Here is a 17514-nt window from a genome sequence, read left to right as displayed (position 1 = left end):
GTAGATAAACTCAACTATATCTATGGGATTTTCATTATACATCATTTTATCAGGAGCCATTGGCATTTTGCTGGGCGCCCTTCTTGCTGGATTTTTTATTAAAAATAATAGTAAGAAAATAGAGGCGGAAGCAAAGGAAAAAGCGAAAAGCGTTCTAAGAGAGGCAGAAATCACTGCAGAAGGACTGAAGAAAGATAAGATTCTGGAGGCGAAAGAAAAATACCTTCGCCTCAAATCCGAGTTTGAGGATGAAGTGGGCAAAAAGAAAAACATCCTTATTACCAATGAAAACAAGCTGAAGCAACGGGAACAAATCCTTTCCAAAGAAATGGAGCAGCTCAAGCGGAAGGAAGCCGAACTGGATAGTAAAAAAGAAAACCTAAGTGCCCAATTGCACGCGGTCCAGATTAGAAAAGATGAATTGGATAAGGTGACGCAGCAGCGGATTACGGACCTGGAGAAAGTGGCACTCCTGACACGTGAAGAGGCGCGGGAACAATTGATCGAGATGTTAAAGGATGAAGCAGCTACGAAGGCGTCATCTCATATTAAGGACATACTGGATCAGGCCAAACTCAGTGCCACCAAACAGGCCAAGAAGATCGTTCTCGATACCATTCAGCGAACAGCTACCGAACATGCCATCGAAAATTGCGTGTCGGTCTTCAATATCGAGAGCGATGATGTAAAAGGGAAAATCATTGGTAGGGAAGGAAGAAATATCCGGGCCCTTGAAGCAGCCACTGGAGTGGAGATCGTGGTAGACGATACCCCTGAAGCCATTATCATTTCCGGCTTTGATCCGGTAAGAAGAGAAGTGGCACGATTGTCCCTGCACCGGCTGGTACAGGATGGAAGGATTCACCCAGCCCGGATAGAAGAAGTGGTCGCTAAGACAGAGAAAAACATCGATGAAGAAATTATCGAAATAGGAGAGCGAACCTGTATTGATCTGGGAATACATGGTCTGCATCCCGAATTGATCAAAATGGTCGGAAGGATGCGTTTTCGGTCCTCTTATGGGCAAAACCTCCTACAGCACTCGCGGGAAGTGGCAAAACTTTGCGCAACCATGGCGGCCGAAATGGGAATCAATGCCAAGCTTGCAAAAAGAGCCGGCTTGCTTCACGACATCGGCAAGGTATACCCTGAAGAAGCAGAACTACCCCATGCTATACTGGGCATGGAGTTGGCAAAAAAACATAAAGAGCATCCTGAAGTGATCAATGCTATCGGTGCTCACCATGACGAGATCGAAATGACCTCCATGCTTTCACCCATCGTACAGGCCTGCGATGCCATATCCGGTTCCAGACCTGGGGCACGAAGGGAAATCATGGACAGCTACATCAAACGACTCAAAGACCTGGAGGACCTGGCTCTGAGCTTTGAAGGTGTTAACAAATGTTTTGCCATGCAGGCAGGCAGGGAATTGCGCGTGCTTGTGGATGCAGATAATGTAGACGATACGACCGCAGGCCGATTGTCATTCGAAATTTCTCAAAAAATAGAAAAAGAAATGCAATATCCGGGACAGATCAAAATTACTGTTATCCGGGAAATGCGATCGGTTAATTATGCAAAATAGTTTATAGCTGGTAGCAGTTCACACATTCATTAAGGGTGGCCTTCCGCAAGGAATGGCTGCCCTTTTTTATTTCCGAGGTAAAAAAAGGGGGAATATTTTTGTTTTAAAAATTATTTATTTAGTTTTAATAAGATATGGATTTCTAGGCTTAACCAATATTTAATTTTTGTATATGCTTTCCCAACGCTTTTGTCATTTGTTTCTGATTGGGCTGATGATCGGTTTAAATTTTTCCTGCTCCAATAGCGGGCAGGAAAATTTATCAAACGATGATTTTGAACCCCGGTTTGTGATCACGGACAGCCTGGTGATCGATTACCTTGGCGGACTTAGTATCCTGGACATCAAACCTGACAGGTCAGAGTATCTCATGTATGATTTTCAAAGGAAAGAAATGGTAAGGGTGGGCAGTAATGGAAAAATTTTGCTGGCCAGGAATCTAACCGGCGATGGTAAAGATAGTTTTGGCCAGTATTTTATATCCGCGCATTACCAGGGTCCTGAGGAAGTCATTATTTTCACCGAAAATGAAATTTACAGGTATGATTTAGAATTTAGGTTGACTGATTCCAGGGAAATTCCATTTGGTATTTTTACCAATACTTATGGTGTAGGTCATGTGAATGCCCTTTCTGATGGTGTACTTTTTACCAATATTTTTCCTGACAAACCTTCAAAGGAATTATTTAAGCAGGAGGATTTTCTTTCCCAATTTCCTTTTTTGACCGTATATGATCTGGAGCAGGATAAGATCCTAACCAGTCAATATTTTCCCGCTTCCTCCCAGATGATAAAAAATCCTGGCCAATACCGGGAAACTGCGCCTTTTTCCATAAGAGATGGTAATACTATTTATCTTTTGTTCGCTTATTCACCTGAAATTTACCAATATTCCTTTCCGGAGCTGGAATTGCAAGATACCATACATTTAGAACCCGGAGAAGCTTATGTGCAGATTGATCCTGCTTCTCCCAAAGCGGAAGCTTTTGACCGGTTCTTCAAGGAACTTGGCGCTTCCAGTTATGTCAACTTATATCAGTCGAACGGGTATCTGATGACCGCCTACCAGGGAGCAGCACCCCAGGATAAAGTAGATGCTTTGCCCAGAAACATAGTGGGGGGAGAAGAATTCTCTGCGCTTGAGAAGGAATATAAAATCCCTTATTACCAAGTGATAAAAGATAAGAGGAAGGTATGGGAGGGGCATATGGATATCGATTTCAGGTACCAGGGAGGGAGGTTGTTTGCCCGCCGAAATCTGCAGCTTCCCAGGGTGGATGAGGAACTCGATTACCTTGTCTATTATTTCTATGAGATTCAATAACGACTTTGACCGATGCACCCCACCAAGCCATTACCTAAAGCCCTCAATCGATGACACCCTTCCGACTGGTAATCGTATTTTTCGTTTTGGCAATCATTGGATTTGCTCTGGTTCCCCGATTGTCGGTGGATCTTAATCCCAGGGAAAAGGAACCCGTGTTGAATATTGGGTTTTCAGTGCGCAGTGCTGCCCCGGAATTGGTAGAAAAGCTGGCTACATCTCCACTGGAAGGGGTGCTCTCTCAGTTATCAGAATTAAAAAAAACAACTTCCGTATCCAATTACAATCAAGGCTCCATACAGTTGCGTTTTGACAAGCGTACGGATATGGAATACAAGAAATTTGAAGTGTCGGCATTGATAAGACAGGTGTATCCCTCACTGGATAGCAAGGTCAGCTATCCTACTATTACGCAGTCTGCCCAAAGAGATATACAGGAAAAGCGGCCGATCCTGACGTATAGTATCAATGGCCCCTTTGCATCCTTCGAAATAAAAAAGATTACGGAAGATATCCTAGTCTCTGCGTTAAATAAAATTGAGGAAGTGGAGGAAATGGAAGTAAGGGGGGCTAATGACCTTTACCTATACGTTACTTATAATATCCAAAAACTTCAAAGCCTGAAACTTTCAAGATCAACCCTGGAAAATAAGTTACGCAATTCCTTTGGCAGAAACTTCCCCGGTCTGGCTATGAATGTATCTGGTGAATCCTTGTTTTTGGAAATTGACCGTTCGTTGGTTTCCCTGGCAGCTTTGGAAAATTTACTCATAGGTAGATTGGGAGGGAAGGAAATTTTTCTAAAAGACGTGGCCAACCTGACCATGGAAGAAGCGGCACCTCAGCGTTTTTACCGAATCAATGGTAATAATTCGGTGAGTTTGACAATCAATAGCAGGGATGGGGTAAACAAAGTGCTGGTGGCGGATAAAATTCGGGAAACCATTGCTGCCACAAAAAGTCAATTGCCGGAAGGATTTGATGTGCGGCTGGAGTTTGATGATACTTCGTTTTTAGAGAAAGAACTTCAGAAAATTTACAAGCGTTCCGGACTGTCCATCCTGATCCTGATCTTATTCATATTTTTGATCAACCGAAACCTGAGGTACCTAATCACCTTGTTTTTGGGTATAATAGTAAATGTCAGCCTGACTGCCATCATTCTCTATGCATTGGGAACGGACATTCACCTTTATTCTCTGGCAGGACTGACCATTTCCTTCGGGTTGATTGTGGACAATGCAATTATTATGATTGACCACCTGCACAAACACAAAAACAGGAGGGTGTTTTTGGCTTTGCTTGCTGCGTCGCTTACCACCATTGCTGCCTTGCTGATGGTATTTCTTCTACCTGAAGACGATAGGAAAAACCTGGGAGACTTTTCCATTGTGGTCGCCGTCATGTTGGGGGTTTCGTTACTTATTGCGCTGCTGTTTACACCGGCAGTGTACAGCCTTCTTTTTAAGGGAAGTTCGCGGAAAGGTCGGAAACTGACCTTTCCTCAATTGAGAAGAAGGGGTAGGGGAATGGTGGCTTACGCTCGAACCGTTGCTTTCATGGCGAAGCATCGAAAAGCCTTTGTAGTCGGTCTGGTGCTCCTATTTGGCCTACCCGTTTTTTACCTGCCTGCGAAATGGGAAGGGCAGGAATGGTACAACAGTACCATTGGGAGTACGCATTATCAGGAGACAATCCGACCCTATGTAGACAAGGCATTCGGTGGGTCTATGAGAATGTTTGTACGTGGGGTTTTTGAGAAATCGTCTTACCGGGAGGCAGAGCGTACCAGGCTCTATGTAAATGCCAATTTGGCCTTTGGGAATACCCTGGAACAAATGGATTTTATCATTAGGGAATTTGAAGCGTATCTGAAAGGTGTGGAGGGAATTGATAAATTTGTGACCACCGTCAATTCAGGGCAAAATGCCCGAATAGAAATCACCTTTAAGGAAGCCTATGAAACCTCTGCCCTTCCCTACAGACTTAAAGGTAAACTGGCGATGAAGTCCACTGACTGGAGTGGGGTGCGATGGAATATTTATGGCGTAGGACAAGGCTTTTACACCGGACCGGGGGGAGAGGGGATACCTTCCTTCCGGGCGGAATTGAGAGGGTATAATTACACGGAACTGGAAAAACAAGCAGATATTTTGGCTTCAAAGCTTCTTTCGCACCGCCGGATTCAGGAAGTGAATACAAATGAAAGACTTAGCTGGGGAGAACAGAAAACCGAAGAGTACGTGCTGGAATTCGATCAGCAGCAACTGGCACTATCCGGTACCAACCAGTACGAGATCGTTAATGCTCTACAAGACATGTCGCTTCACGAGCAACCGTCCATGTACTTAGAAGTTGACGATGACCGGTACGGTATGGTGATTAGAGAGAAGCAATCTTCCCGGTTTTCCCGCTTTGATCTGGAAAACAGCAGCCTTATTACTGGCGAAGACCGAATCGTCAAAGTATCCGGTGTGGGTTCCTTGGAAAAAGAATTCACTACCAACGCACTTCATAAAGAAGACCGTCAATACATTCGCCTGGTTTCCTTTGAGTATATGGGCTCGGCTAAGTTTGGGGGAGAATTCCTGGATGAAGTACTCGATGAAATGAAAGCCAGCATGCCTATTGGGTATTCGGCAAGCAGACAGACTTATAGCTGGAATTACGATCAGGCCAAGAGGCAGTATGGGCTCCTATTGGTACTGATAGCAGGCATTTTTGTCATCTGTTCGATCCTCTTCGAAAACTTCAAACAGCCACTGTATATTATCTTTATTATCCCGGTTTCCTTTATAGGGTTATTTCTGATTTTTTCTCTTTTTGATTTTTATTTTGACCAGGGAGGATATGCGGCTTTTGTGATGTTGGGTGGTCTGGCGGTCAATGCTGCCATTTTTATCGTGAATGACCTGAATAACCGGCAAGGGAAAAATTATAATCGCGATGTATTGAAAGCAGTGGCAGGGAAGGCTACACCTATATTGCTGACGATTTTATCAACTTGTTTTGGACTGATTCCCTTCGTGATGGAAGGACAAAATGAAATTTTTTGGTTTTCCCTTGCCATTGGGACTATTGGTGGTCTGATTTTTAGCATGGTAGGTGTTTTTCTTGCGCTACCAGTTTTTTTATGGAAAACAAAATAATTGTCCTAAACTTACTGTAGCATCTGTTAACCTGCTGTACATATGAAATCGAGCATCTCACAAGCGCCACACAAAGGAATGATAATAAAAGCTGCGAGATTCTCCCGATTAAGGATCGGTACAGGCGATCCCGACCTTCGGTGCGGGGCAGGTTATGACCATTAAGAAACAATTATAAACCTATGAAAATTCTTTGCATTCTTTTGCTGCTCCTACCAGCTCTTTTTTCCTGTTCTGATAAGCCATCTTCTGAAAAAGGTGGTTCCCAACAAAAATTAACCCTTGAAGTGGTGGATACCATTATCGTAGATGAGCTGGAACCTCTTGTAATTGATGATTATCTGGAAGACAGCGACAAATTTCTCATGCGGGGAAATAAAAGTAGAAAACCGTATTTGGTAGCAGGGGACGGGGAAATTCTGAAGAGGTTTGAGGTATTGCATGAAGGGCCGGATGGTTTGGGTGCAAACGGTGCCTTCGGGTATGGCTTTTTGAATGAAGAGGAATGGGTGGCACAAGGTCTCTTTAATGGGTACCATGTATACGATATGAGCGGAAACAAATTAAAAATGCTGGACCCCATTCATATAGATATTTATGCCATGTCCATGTACAGTTACCGTACCTTATTTACAGGTTTCACCAAAAATGGAGCCAGGATGCTTATTGGGCAGGAACGGAATTTGTTTGATCCTGAATCTATTGGCGAAGAAAAGAGACAAACCGCCGAGTATTACGATCGTGTAAAAACGGTTTTTTCCTATGGAGTGGATGATGGGGTATTGGAGTTGCTGGAAACCTATCCTGATGAATGGGAACCCAAAAAATCACGCAAAATGGTAGGACAAAGCCAGCCGATCGTCGCCTTTCATCGAGGTAAGCAGGAATTGGCCTTGCTTCCGGTCTTTGGAAACCAATTGTTTGTGTACGATTATTCCGGCAAGGTACCTGAACTGATGCATGTGACCCAACTCAAGCATCGCTACCGACCCGAAGAAATACCCGAGCAGGTATCCGGGGAGAATGGGTATAGTAGTTACCCTGGGTTTACCGATTTGCGGTATGTGGGGGAAAACCTATTGGTCGAATTCAAAACAAGAATCCCCGAAGATATTGTAGAGGAGCTACGTGCTTCCTCGGAGCAATATTATAACAGCCCGGCCTACAGGGAGGCCATGGAAACGTTTAGTAAACCCTATTATTTATGGGTCGTAGAAGGGAATCAGGCAGGTGTGCTGGATGGACTTCCCGTGCATGGAGCCTTGGATTTTGCGGATGAAAATGGGTTGGTCTATGTCAATGATAATTTAGCACCAGATATAGAAAGGGAATACAATATTTTTTACCGATTGAAATTCAAGTAATTAGTCTGAAAATGTTGTATTTATCAGGGTTTACCTATTTTTTATTCTAAAATTCATTCGTTACTAACTATTAAAAAAATTTTATTTTGTTTTTATATCAATTGCACCTTTAATTTTTAAGGTAAAACGAATTTGGAAACGATTCAGATTCCTGTTTCTGATTTTTAATTACATAATATTTACCGCTTAATATTATGTAATAGTTAATTAATTAATATTATTATTGAATAATTTGCAACGTAATATCCCCTTGATTACATTTGTGTCATACTTACGTAAGTTAATCAATTGCCTACCCAAAATAATTAGCCTCAAACAAAAATTTTTCGGGAGGATCCCGGGAAGAGGTTTTAAAAGTTTCTAAACCTTTAAAAATTTAACACCATGAGATTAATTATTGCAACATTACTCGCTTTCACATTTAGTACCGCTGTATTTGCTACGGCACCGGTTGAAAATCCAATTGTGACCCTTGAGAAAATCGGGGAAAAAAGATTCCAATTAAAGTACAATGGTATACCGGATGGGAAGGTAACAGTAGCCATCAAAGATGAATCCAACAGGATTATTTATCGGGATGTCATCGAGTCAGAAAAGGTTTTCTTCAAAAATTACGACTTGAACAAATTGGATTTAGGTAACTATCAAATAGAAGTTTTCAATGCAGAAGTAGGAAAACTATCTGATTTTGAAGTTAACCTTGGACCAAAAAGTTTAGAAAAAACTTATTTCGCAAAGGTAACGGAATTGGATGACCAGACGCTGGCTTTGGTTTTAAAAAACCTGAATGGGGTCGAAAAAAAACTGGAGATATTTGATAACGGAAGACTGGTTTTCGAAGCGCCTATTACCGGCGAAACGTTCGGAAGGAAGTTTAAATTTGAGAATGTGACTTCATTGGAAAGTATTTCCATCAAGATTTCAGACAAAAGCGGATTCGGAAATTTTCTTTCTGTCCGATAATAAGATTGAATTATCCACTAACAAATAAAAAAGGCTGTCCGAGGACAGCCTTTTTTATTTTGTACCAGTAGCTAGAAATGGTCTTTTTGAAATTAATTTTTAGTCGTGGTTGTTTATGAGGCATGCAAGAGATACGAATAAAAAACATGGTCTGTCCCCGTTGCATCATGGCAGTAGAGGATATCCTCAGGGATATGGGCCTTGTTTTTGAAAAGGTGGAATTGGGCTTGGTGTTTTTGAAGGAGCCTTTGGTAAACCCATTATCAGAAACGTTTGAGCAAAGACTAAATTCCCTGGGTTTTGCTTTGGCAAAGTCCAGAGAAATGATGTGGGTAGAAACCGTCAAATTAACCTTATTACAATTACTGGAAAAGGGGAGTGAGGAGCACGGTATCCCAATTTCCCAAATCCTTTCCCAAGAAACAGGGCTGGGCTATTCCCGACTGAGTCAACTTTTCAGTAGTCTTCAGGGAATAACAATCGAACACTATTTTATTGAGTTGAAAATAGAAAAGGCCAGAGAGTTACTCAGCTATGAATCCCATAATATTTCAGAAGTTGCCTGGAAATTGGGATACAGCAGCATGCAACATTTTTCGGCACAGTTTAAAAAACACACCGGAATGACGCCGAGCCAATTTCGAAATCTGAATCGGAAGCCACGTAATTTTTTGGACCAGGTAGGGAAAAATTAATCTTCCCTGAGCCGATTCAGAATAAGCGGATACCCAGAGATAAGATCAGTTGATTTTGTCGTTGATCCGTATTAAGTCCTGCGATTGCATCCACATGGTTGGCCAATGCACCTTCGTACTTAAAATCAATGATCATGTTAGCGATATCCAGGCCAATTCCTGCCTGGTACCCTAAAGTTGCGGTGTTGGGGTCCGAATCAATCGGAATGGAAGGGTCTCCAGCAGTCAATTCACTGTCAACGATAAAGGTGACAATGGGGCCAGCCTGCACTCTAAAGAAGCGGGCAATCTTAAACCCAGCCATCAATGGGAGGTCTATTCTGTCAAAACTAGCCGAATAGATTACAGCGTTTCCCGTTTGAATATTTTCAAACTCTCCCCCAGTATTACTATAGAGGATTTCGGGCTGGATAAAAACGCGGTTTCCTCCGAGTCTGGCAAAGAGCCCCACATGATACCCTAGTTTTTCGTTCCCTTTCGAGAAGTTATTGGCATTAACAGAAATGTTTCCTTGGGATATCCCCAATTTAGGTCCAATGGAAAACTCCTGTGCCTGGGCATTGACAAAAACAAAGGACAATAAGAAACATGTAAGACAAGTATGTATTAAGTGTCTCATGAAGAAGAGTGTATTAGTCTGGTTACAAAACTAAACAAAAACAAAAGGATACGGTTCATTTCTACAAAATACATTTATTCAAAAGCTCCTGGAATCAAAACTGAATGGCATTTTCTTCCAGATGCAAAATAATGGGCATAAACTTTTACAAGTAGCTTGTTATTTCCACATGGTTCCATTAATTTGTCTTTAAACAAAAGGTTAGTCCCCGGCTTTCTTTAAATATTAATAAAAATAAGTAAGTTTGTAAGGCTTCATGTTTCCGATTGGAATGTGCGAATCAATCAGGAAAAAATAATTCCTGTTAGGCACTAGTTTTTAAGATATTACGACAATAAATACGGAATACTGTTTTATAAAGGACAAAAGAATAAAAATAATTTCCATGATAGAAGTATTAAAGTACCCCAGTGTATTAGAAAGTAGCAACCTTGAGCTAAGGAATGTGGCCAAGGATTTGGTTTCCGGACTAAAAATTTATCACGATAACATTGGATACCTGGTAGGAGACCTGGCGCTTTCCGAGGGGACTTCGCCTCACCGGAATATCAATAGTTCTCCGGATGAGATAGATTATCGGATATTTTTAAAAGCAGGTCTTTTGCTGGCCTCTCAAAAACTGGGAAGTCCCATTACGGTGACTACCGGATTTCCCTTTTCAACTTTTCAGGTTTTTAAAGAAAACGCCTATCGATTATTGGAAAATGAGCACATTATAGAGTACGATACACAGACTTTTGGAGGGGGAGGTAGAAAGAAAATGGCCGTAGAAGTCGACCGGGTAGCGGTGATTCCCGAGGTAGTAGGATGTAGTATGGCTGTGAGGCAACAATTCCAGGATGCCCCCAAAAATTTCTTTATGATTAGTCTTGGGTACGGTACCATGGAGGCCATACTCAGCACTGAGGGTGGGTTGGTGCAACGATCCAGTGTATCCACCTTTGGACTTCGCTACGCTATAAACCTCATTACCCGGGAGCTCCAAAAAGACAATTACCTGGATTTGAAAACAGAACACCAGATTGATCAATATTTTAGTGAGGGAACAATTATCCTTAACAGGAAGCGTTTGGACCTAAGAGAACTTCGAAAGCAGGTAATTACGCAATATTACAATGATGTGATTTCGCCTTCTATAAGAAAGGCGTTTTCAGATAGCGATTTTTCAAAATCGGCGGACCTTTACCTGGCAGGAGGCGGTGCCAATTACGTTGAATTGGTAAATTTATTCAGGGACGAATTTGACGGATTGCTAAATGTACATGTACCGGAGGCCCCTGAGCAGATGGCGTCGATAGGCTATTGTTACAACAGCCTCGCTATTGGTGGAGGTGCTAAAGACAAGGCTGTCGGGTTAGACTTGGGTAATAGTTCGACCATACTCACTACATTCAAACAAGAAAAAGAAGATTATTGAGCCTATGAAATTCGGATCCAATAAGCAGCAAAGTGAAGAGCCTCATGCAGGAAAAGTGACGGTATTGTCACTTGGGTTTGAGCTCACCGGAGATATCATTTCTAAAAGTGACATCAGAGCTGATGGCATATTGGTAGGAAGTATCCGCACGGACAAAAAAGTAGTGATAGGAGAAAAAGCTTCCATTACCGGTGATATTATTGCTGAAGAGATCAGCATAAGCGGAGAAGTTATGGGTGATCTTTATATCAAAGGAGAAACGACCATTTATTCCGATGCCAAGGTTTCTGGAAATATCACGACCAGTTCTATATTTATCCACAAAGGAGCTCAAATCAATAGTGGTATTCAGGTAGTAGATGTCAAGGCCGTTGAAGAATCCGCAAAATCCAGTAAAATTAACTCGGTCAGCCGGGAGGAATTATATTCCATGCTGGATGATCGAACTGCTAGAAAGAAGGATGTACCGGTAAAGCCAATAACCAAACCAGAGCGAGAATCTTTTAAGGAAAGTTCTTCTGCCGAATCGTCGGATGATTCTTCTAACATCGATTATCCCAGAACCTGGTAGGATTTCTGAATCGTATATACCTTTTAATATCAAAGGAATAAAAAAATGGTAGCCTGGTTAGTGGCTACCATTTTTTTTATAATGATAGTTCTGGTTTATCCACCTTCACCTGGTGTCCCAAAGATGCCAATCATATTTAAAAGGACCAGTAGGATAACAATTGGACATATCCACCTGATGAAGAAAATCCAGGCTTTTTTGGGTAAACCTTCAAAGAAAGTGGATCCCTGCCCTATTTCCGCTGCGTATTCCTTTACATTTTTGATCCATCCTGTGTACAGGCTAAGCATCAGACAAATAACTACAATAGCCAAGGTGCCGAAAAAGAAATCCATCAGGTCAAAAAAACCAGCTATTTGTCTTCCGAAAAAATTAAAGCCCATATTATTGAAAAAATTCCCTTTTACAGCCGCCAGAGAAGATGGGATACTTAGTACCATTGCGGCGATACCAATGGTCCAGGTAGCTTTTTTTCGTGACCACTTCTTTTCATCGATAAAATAGGCCACGGGTACTTCGAGCATAGAAATGCTGGAGGTCAATGCAGCGACGAGCAATAATAGGAAAAACATTCCACCGATAATATTTCCGAAAGGCTCTATCTGGTCAAATACTCGTGGAAGCACATTAAAAACCAATGCGGGTCCTTCATCGGGGCTGACCCCCGGTAAAAGCGCAAATAACGCTGGAAATATCATCAAACCTCCCATAAGTGCAACCATGCTGTCCATTCCGGCAATCCATCCGGAGGATTGAATGACATTACTGTCCCTGGGCAAATAGGATCCGAATGTGATCATCAGGCCCCAGCCCACAGATAAACTGAAAAAAGCCTGGCCTAAAGCGGACAATATTACTTTTCCATTGATCTTAGAAAAATCTGGTGATAGGTAATACTCGATCCCAGCTCCTGCTCCCGGAAGGGTAACCGCGCGGGCTGCTATCAATAATATGATTAAAAACAAAACGGGCATTAAAAATTTGGCTGCTTTTTCAATACCACCTGAAATTCCTCCCAATACCACAAAAATGGTCAACAAGATAAAAATCATGCATAAGGGAATAACATACAGTGGCGTTTGGACAAAATCTTCGAAATCCACTGGGATATTGATGAGTTCCGTAAAAATATAACCTATGGTCCAACCAGCGATCACGGAATAGTAACTTAGTACAGCAAAACAGACCAGCACGCAGAGTACACCCGCCGACTGCCAAAAACGGTTACCTCCTGTTTCTTTTATCGCCCCCACCGGATTTTTCCCTGACTTTCTGCCCAGCGCTATTTCATTTAACAGGAGGGGGAGTCCGATCAATAAAACACAAAGAACGTAGACAAACACAAATGCCCCTCCTCCGTTTTGCCCTGTAATGTAGGGGAATCTCCAAATGTTCCCCAGACCCACGGCCGAACCTCCTGCAGCCATTATAAAACCAAATGTAGATCCCCATTGTCCTCGGGAGGACCTTGTGCCAGAATTTTGCATAGTATTGGAAGCGTTGTTAGGTGTTCAAATAAAAAAGAATATCAGGATTTGTAATCGGCTAATTTAATTTGTTTTGCCAGAATACCAATTCCGTCTTCAAAACTTTTGGGTTGAAATCCCAGAATTTCTTTTGCTTTGTTAATGATCAGACCGGTACGCAAGGGTCTGGCTGCAACTTGGCCGAAATGAGAGGAATCTGTTTTTTTTATGCCCTTCCGATCCAAACCAAAAAACATTGCAGTCATCAGTGCCATGTCATAGGGCGTGAGCAATTCTTCTCCGGATATGTTGAAGATACCTGTTGCTCCTTTATCAGCAATTAGCAGGCACCCTTCCGCAAGATCTTCTGCAAGCGTGGGAGTTCTAAACTGATCGTCAACTAATTCTAACATCTTGTGTTGCTCAAGCCCTTTCTTTACCCATAAAATGATATTGGATCGGCTCATGTCGTGGGCGGTGCCATAGACCAGGTTGGTCCGGACAATAGTCCAGTTATAAGGATAGTTTTGGACCAGTTTTTCTGTTTCCAGTTTGGTTTTCCCATAATAGTTTAGAGGGTTTGGCCGGTCCTCTTCATCATAGGGTCCGTTTTTCCCATCAAAAATAAAATCGGTAGAGAGGAATATTAAATGAGATTTACAAGCTTCACTTCCATTTATAATGTGTTTGGTACCGGTTACATTTTGTTCGAAACAACTATGACGATTTACCTCGCAGCGATCCACGTCTGTCATAGAAGCCGCGTGAATGACAAACTGCGGGGAATAAATTTTAAAAACCTCCATTACCTCTTTTTTATTGGTAATGTCCATCTGTTCAAAGTCATATCCCTCCCATTCTCCAGGCAATCGACAGGGACCCCGGCCCGTGGCAATGGCATCGTACTTCCCGTCGATCAGAATTTTTTTGACAATTTTCTGCCCCAATAATCCGTTTGCTCCGGTGATTAGCACCTTTGGTTTTTTACTCTTCAGGATATTTATATCCATATTCTTTGGTGATTTTTTTCTTCGAAACTATTTCAACGTTTACATCCATATAAACTGGAGCAATCGGTTCATCATTCGGGCCTGTTTCAAGGTGGGAAATTTTTTCCATTACCTCAAGCCCCTTGATTACTTTTCCAAAGACCGTATAGCCGTCATCCAAGTGAGGCGTACCACCAACGGTGGTATAGGCATTTATCTGATATTCCCTTTTGTTTAATCCCAAATTTACGTTAAAAAATTGTTCCAGCACTACTTTTTTTGAAAGCATTAGTGCATTTAAACTGTCAATTTCCTGATTTTGGTATAATCGACGGTAGGTTTCGCTCAATTCTGTATTGCTGTCAAGTTGTAAGTATTGAGTAAAGGCCTTTTGGAGTTTGGGAATGTCCGTGGTTAGTTCTTCTTCGTTATAAACCCTTCCTTCTACAATATAAAATTGGCAACCACTAGATCTTTTTTCCGGATTCATTCGGTCTCCCTGCCTGGCAGCGGCAATACTACCTTTTTCATGGATGAGTGAAGGGTTGAATTCCGCTGGTATGGTATACCAGTCATCTGGAGGGATCCCCTCACGGGTGAATACGTCTCCGCCCTGCACCATAAAATCACTGATTACCCGATGAAACTGGGTAGAATCGTACCTTCCCGAACGGGCAAGGTCAAGAAAGTTTTCTTTGTGAGCAGGCGTCTCATCGTATAGAATAGCGTACATGGTACCGTATTCGGTGGATATGGTCACCAGATAATCCTTTTCACTGGCGCAGGAACTAGCCAGAAACAAGCAAAAAGCCAGGATGAGTAGCGATTTATTCATGGAGCTGTTGTTTGATTTCTTTTAACAGTTTATCGCCACCTTTCGCCAAAATGCTTTCTGCCAATTGAATTCCCAGGGAAACGGCTTCCTTTTCGCTTCCTTGAAAGGAATCATAAAGCCGTTCTTTTCCTTCGAGCTGTAATAATCCTCCTTTAATATGCAGGGTGGGCCCTTCCCAGACTGCCAGGGCAAAGGCGGGGATACTGCATCCTCCTTCCAATACACGTAAAAAGCTCCTTTCGGCTTGTAAGCAAAAGGCGGTCGCTATATGATTCACCGCTTCATAGATGGCTGCTTTGGTATTGGGAGCCAGGCTTTGGTGTGCCTCCACCCCAATACATCCCTGCCCTACTGCGGGAATAAATTGATCCAGTGGCAGGTCACTCCGGATGAGTTCATCGTAGCCCATGCGGTGAACCCCGGCGTATGCCAGTAACAGTCCGTCGCAGACACCATTCTCCATTTTTGCTATCCGGGTTTGTAAATTTCCCCGTATATCGGTAGTGCGTACATGGGGATAATAATAACGGAGAGTTGCGATTCTTCGGGTAGAGGAGGTGCCCAAAAGTAATGGTTTTTTGCTGTCAAGATCAGGCAACTCCTTTTTATGGCTGAGAATAACATCATTGGCTTTTTCCCTTTCCGTGAAAGCGATGATTTCAAACCCTTCAGGTAGTCGCGAAGGCAGGTCTTTGGCACTGTGTACCGCGATGTCTACCTTTCTTTCGGCCAATTGATTTTCCAGTTCTTCGGTGAAGACCCCTTTGCTGCCAATTTTGGAAATGGCCACGTCCAGGACTTGGTCCCCTTTGGTTTCAATGATTACAATTTCTGTCGCAAGATTTCTTTTATGAAGTAAATCAGCTACATGGTGAGCTTGATAAAGGGCCAGTTTGCTCCCCCTCGTTCCTATTCGAATGGGTTTCATTATTGATTGGTTTTACGTTTACTGGAGTTCTTCTCTACAGAGGTTTCAATGAAGGAAATGATTTTACCTGCGATATCGATACCGGTGGCTTTTTCAATACCTTCCAGGCCCGGAGAGCTGTTGACTTCCAATATTAGCGGGCCTCTGTCTGATTGGAGCATGTCCACACCGGCCACGGATAGCCCCAGTGCTTTTGCTGCGTTAAGCGCAGCAGTTTTTTCTTCTTTGCTCAGGCGGATCACTTCTGCTTTTCCTCCCCGGTGCAAATTGGATCTGAATTCGCCCTCTGCTCCTTGCCGTTTCATGGCGCCAACTACCCGGTTATTTACAATAAACGCTCGGATATCCGCTCCTTTGGCTTCTTTTATAAATTCCTGCACGATAATTCGTGCCCTAAGGCCATGAAAGGCTTCAATAACTGATTGCCCCGCTTTTTTGGTTTCGGCCAGGACCACTCCCAAACCTTGGGTTCCTTCCAGCAACTTAATGATGAGGGGGGCGCCACCTACCATTTCCACCAGTTGTTTCTCTCCTCCCTTGGAAAAATTGGTAAAGGCAGTTTTGGGCATTCCCAAACCTTCACGGGAAAGGATCTGCAAGGACCTCAACTTGTCCCTGCTCCGTACAATTGCCTGGGATTCTACGGCCGAGAATACACCCATTAATTCGAATTGGCGAACGACAGCTGTTCCATAGAAAGTGACAGATGCCCCTATTCGGGGGATGATGGCATCGATTCCAGAGACTTTTTCTCCTTTATATAGAATGTAAGGGCCATTTTGTTCAATGATCAGATCACACGCTGAGTGATCGATTACCGTGGCTTCATGCCCTGCTTCCCGAATGGCCTGAACCAACCTTTTGGTGGAATACAACTGGGTGTTTCGGGATAGTACTGCTATTTTCATCTGTTTATAATTTTCTTTTATTGGTCAGATGGAATCTCGTATGTTTGATAAACATCCCTCTGTGTGTCGATCTCGTCATGCTCGATTTCATGTGTTTATAATTGTCTTTTTTATTGCCACATAGCCTGTCCCGATCTTTAATCGGGAGAATCTCCCATGATTAATAGTTATCCTGCTGTGTGACGCTTTCGTCATGCTCGCTTTCAAGGTAGCTTTCCATTTATAATGGGCTCTCCTGCCAAAAACGTTTTTTCCACATCGACCAAATACCGGCCTTTTAGTATTTTTCTCCCTAGTAATACCGCATGTTTCATTTTGGACCGCTCCGATAAGGTAAAAGCCGCAGAAAAAGTTCGGACTCCTAAGGATAAGGTGGTCAGGACCAAATAGCGCTTTTCCATTTGACCGAAGGAGTTTTTCACTTTTTTGACTTTGTATTTGGAGGCATGGATTTTTTTTCCTGTGTAGGCAGGGTCAGCTGGGGCTAGTAAAACAAATTCTAGAAGGTTCTGCCCCTCTTTCTGAATTTCCTTCACTGCTGACGCATGAATCGTGCAATTGTATGCTCCGGTATCTACCTTGGCAGTGATTTTTTCTATGTCCCAGTCTGGTAAACGGACCGTTTCTTTTCTCCCAATTATTGATTTTTCCATTGGTTCAAAGATAACCCTTTCCCCAGGTATTCCCGGTTTTTACGG

15 protein-coding genes are annotated in these 17514 nt (G+C 42.7%); 8 read left to right on the top strand and 7 right to left on the bottom strand.

Annotated features, from left to right (window positions below):
* Nucleotides 1-22 precede the first annotated feature (22 nt).
* From rny to GKS34_RS10695, 6 genes are all read left to right on the top strand, one after another.
* A complete protein-coding gene (gene rny, locus GKS34_RS10720) occupies nt 23-1588 on the top strand; it encodes a ribonuclease Y (protein WP_163384811.1) in 1566 nt (521 codons plus the stop codon).
* Nucleotides 1589-1760: 172 nt separating this feature from the next.
* Complete coding sequence (locus GKS34_RS10715) at nt 1761-2912, top strand: hypothetical protein (protein WP_163384810.1); 1152 nt, start codon at nt 1761-1763, stop codon at nt 2910-2912.
* 50 nt (nt 2913-2962) lie between these two features.
* On the top strand, nt 2963-6061 hold the full coding sequence (locus GKS34_RS10710; RefSeq protein WP_163384809.1) for an efflux RND transporter permease subunit: 3099 nt from the start codon (nt 2963-2965) through the stop codon (nt 6059-6061).
* 182 nt (nt 6062-6243) lie between these two features.
* Nucleotides 6244-7425: a hypothetical protein gene (locus GKS34_RS10705; protein WP_163384808.1), complete on the top strand. Its 1182-nt coding sequence runs from the start codon at nt 6244-6246 to the stop codon at nt 7423-7425.
* A gap of 384 nt (nt 7426-7809) precedes the next feature.
* Nucleotides 7810-8388 carry a hypothetical protein gene (locus tag GKS34_RS10700; RefSeq protein ID WP_163384807.1) on the top strand — a complete coding sequence of 193 codons (579 nt, stop codon included), beginning with the start codon at nt 7810-7812 and terminating at the stop codon, nt 8386-8388.
* 146 nt (nt 8389-8534) lie between these two features.
* Nucleotides 8535-9083, top strand: coding sequence for a helix-turn-helix domain-containing protein (locus GKS34_RS10695; RefSeq protein WP_240459272.1), 549 nt, complete (start codon nt 8535-8537; stop codon nt 9081-9083).
* A gap of 16 nt (nt 9084-9099) precedes the next feature.
* On the opposite strand, the gene GKS34_RS10690 is transcribed toward GKS34_RS10695, so the two are convergent.
* On the bottom strand, nt 9100-9702 hold the full coding sequence (locus GKS34_RS10690) for a porin family protein (protein WP_163384805.1): 603 nt from the start codon (nt 9700-9702) through the stop codon (nt 9100-9102).
* 325 nt (nt 9703-10027) lie between these two features.
* On the opposite strand from GKS34_RS10690, the gene GKS34_RS10685 reads away from it, so the two are divergent.
* Nucleotides 10028-11119, top strand: a complete 1092-nt coding sequence (locus GKS34_RS10685) for a ParM/StbA family protein (protein ID WP_317167976.1) — start codon at nt 10028-10030, stop codon at nt 11117-11119.
* 4 nt (nt 11120-11123) lie between these two features.
* Complete coding sequence (locus GKS34_RS10680) at nt 11124-11690, top strand: bactofilin family protein (protein WP_163384803.1); 567 nt, start codon at nt 11124-11126, stop codon at nt 11688-11690.
* 95 nt (nt 11691-11785) lie between these two features.
* On the opposite strand, the gene GKS34_RS10675 is transcribed toward GKS34_RS10680, so the two are convergent.
* The 6 genes from GKS34_RS10675 to GKS34_RS10650 all read right to left on the bottom strand — a co-directional run bounded on the left by GKS34_RS10675 (nt 11786) and on the right by GKS34_RS10650 (nt 17469).
* Nucleotides 11786-13177, bottom strand: coding sequence for a sodium-dependent transporter (locus GKS34_RS10675; RefSeq protein ID WP_163384802.1), 1392 nt, complete (start codon nt 13175-13177; stop codon nt 11786-11788).
* A 41-nt stretch (nt 13178-13218) separates the two neighbouring features.
* The gene (locus GKS34_RS10670; protein ID WP_163384801.1) at nt 13219-14166 is read right to left on the bottom strand and encodes an SDR family oxidoreductase; all 948 of its coding nucleotides are present in this window, start codon (nt 14164-14166) and stop codon (nt 13219-13221) included.
* Nucleotides 14141-14980, bottom strand: coding sequence for a peptidylprolyl isomerase (locus tag GKS34_RS10665; RefSeq protein ID WP_163384800.1), 840 nt, complete (start codon nt 14978-14980; stop codon nt 14141-14143). The genes GKS34_RS10670 and GKS34_RS10665 overlap by 26 nt, the downstream gene beginning before the upstream one ends.
* Nucleotides 14973-15908 (bottom strand): hydroxymethylbilane synthase, encoded by a 936-nt coding sequence (hemC, locus tag GKS34_RS10660; protein WP_205602057.1) that lies wholly within the window; start codon nt 15906-15908, stop codon nt 14973-14975. Before hemC ends, GKS34_RS10665 begins: the two co-directional genes overlap by 8 nt.
* Nucleotides 15908-16816, bottom strand: coding sequence for a 30S ribosomal protein S6--L-glutamate ligase (rimK, locus tag GKS34_RS10655; RefSeq protein ID WP_163384799.1), 909 nt, complete (start codon nt 16814-16816; stop codon nt 15908-15910). Before rimK ends, hemC begins: the two co-directional genes overlap by 1 nt.
* Before the next feature lie 203 nt (nt 16817-17019).
* Nucleotides 17020-17469, bottom strand: a complete 450-nt coding sequence (locus GKS34_RS10650) for an ATP-dependent zinc protease family protein (RefSeq protein WP_163384798.1) — start codon at nt 17467-17469, stop codon at nt 17020-17022.
* Nucleotides 17470-17514: the final 45 nt, after the last annotated feature.

Origin of the sequence: Cyclobacterium jeungdonense (assembly GCF_010994275.1) — a bacterium.
GTDB lineage: Bacteria > Bacteroidota > Bacteroidia > Cytophagales > Cyclobacteriaceae > Cyclobacterium > Cyclobacterium jeungdonense.
The sequence above is the reverse complement of the archived record's forward strand: the minus strand, read 5'-3'. Positions and strand labels throughout refer to the sequence as shown.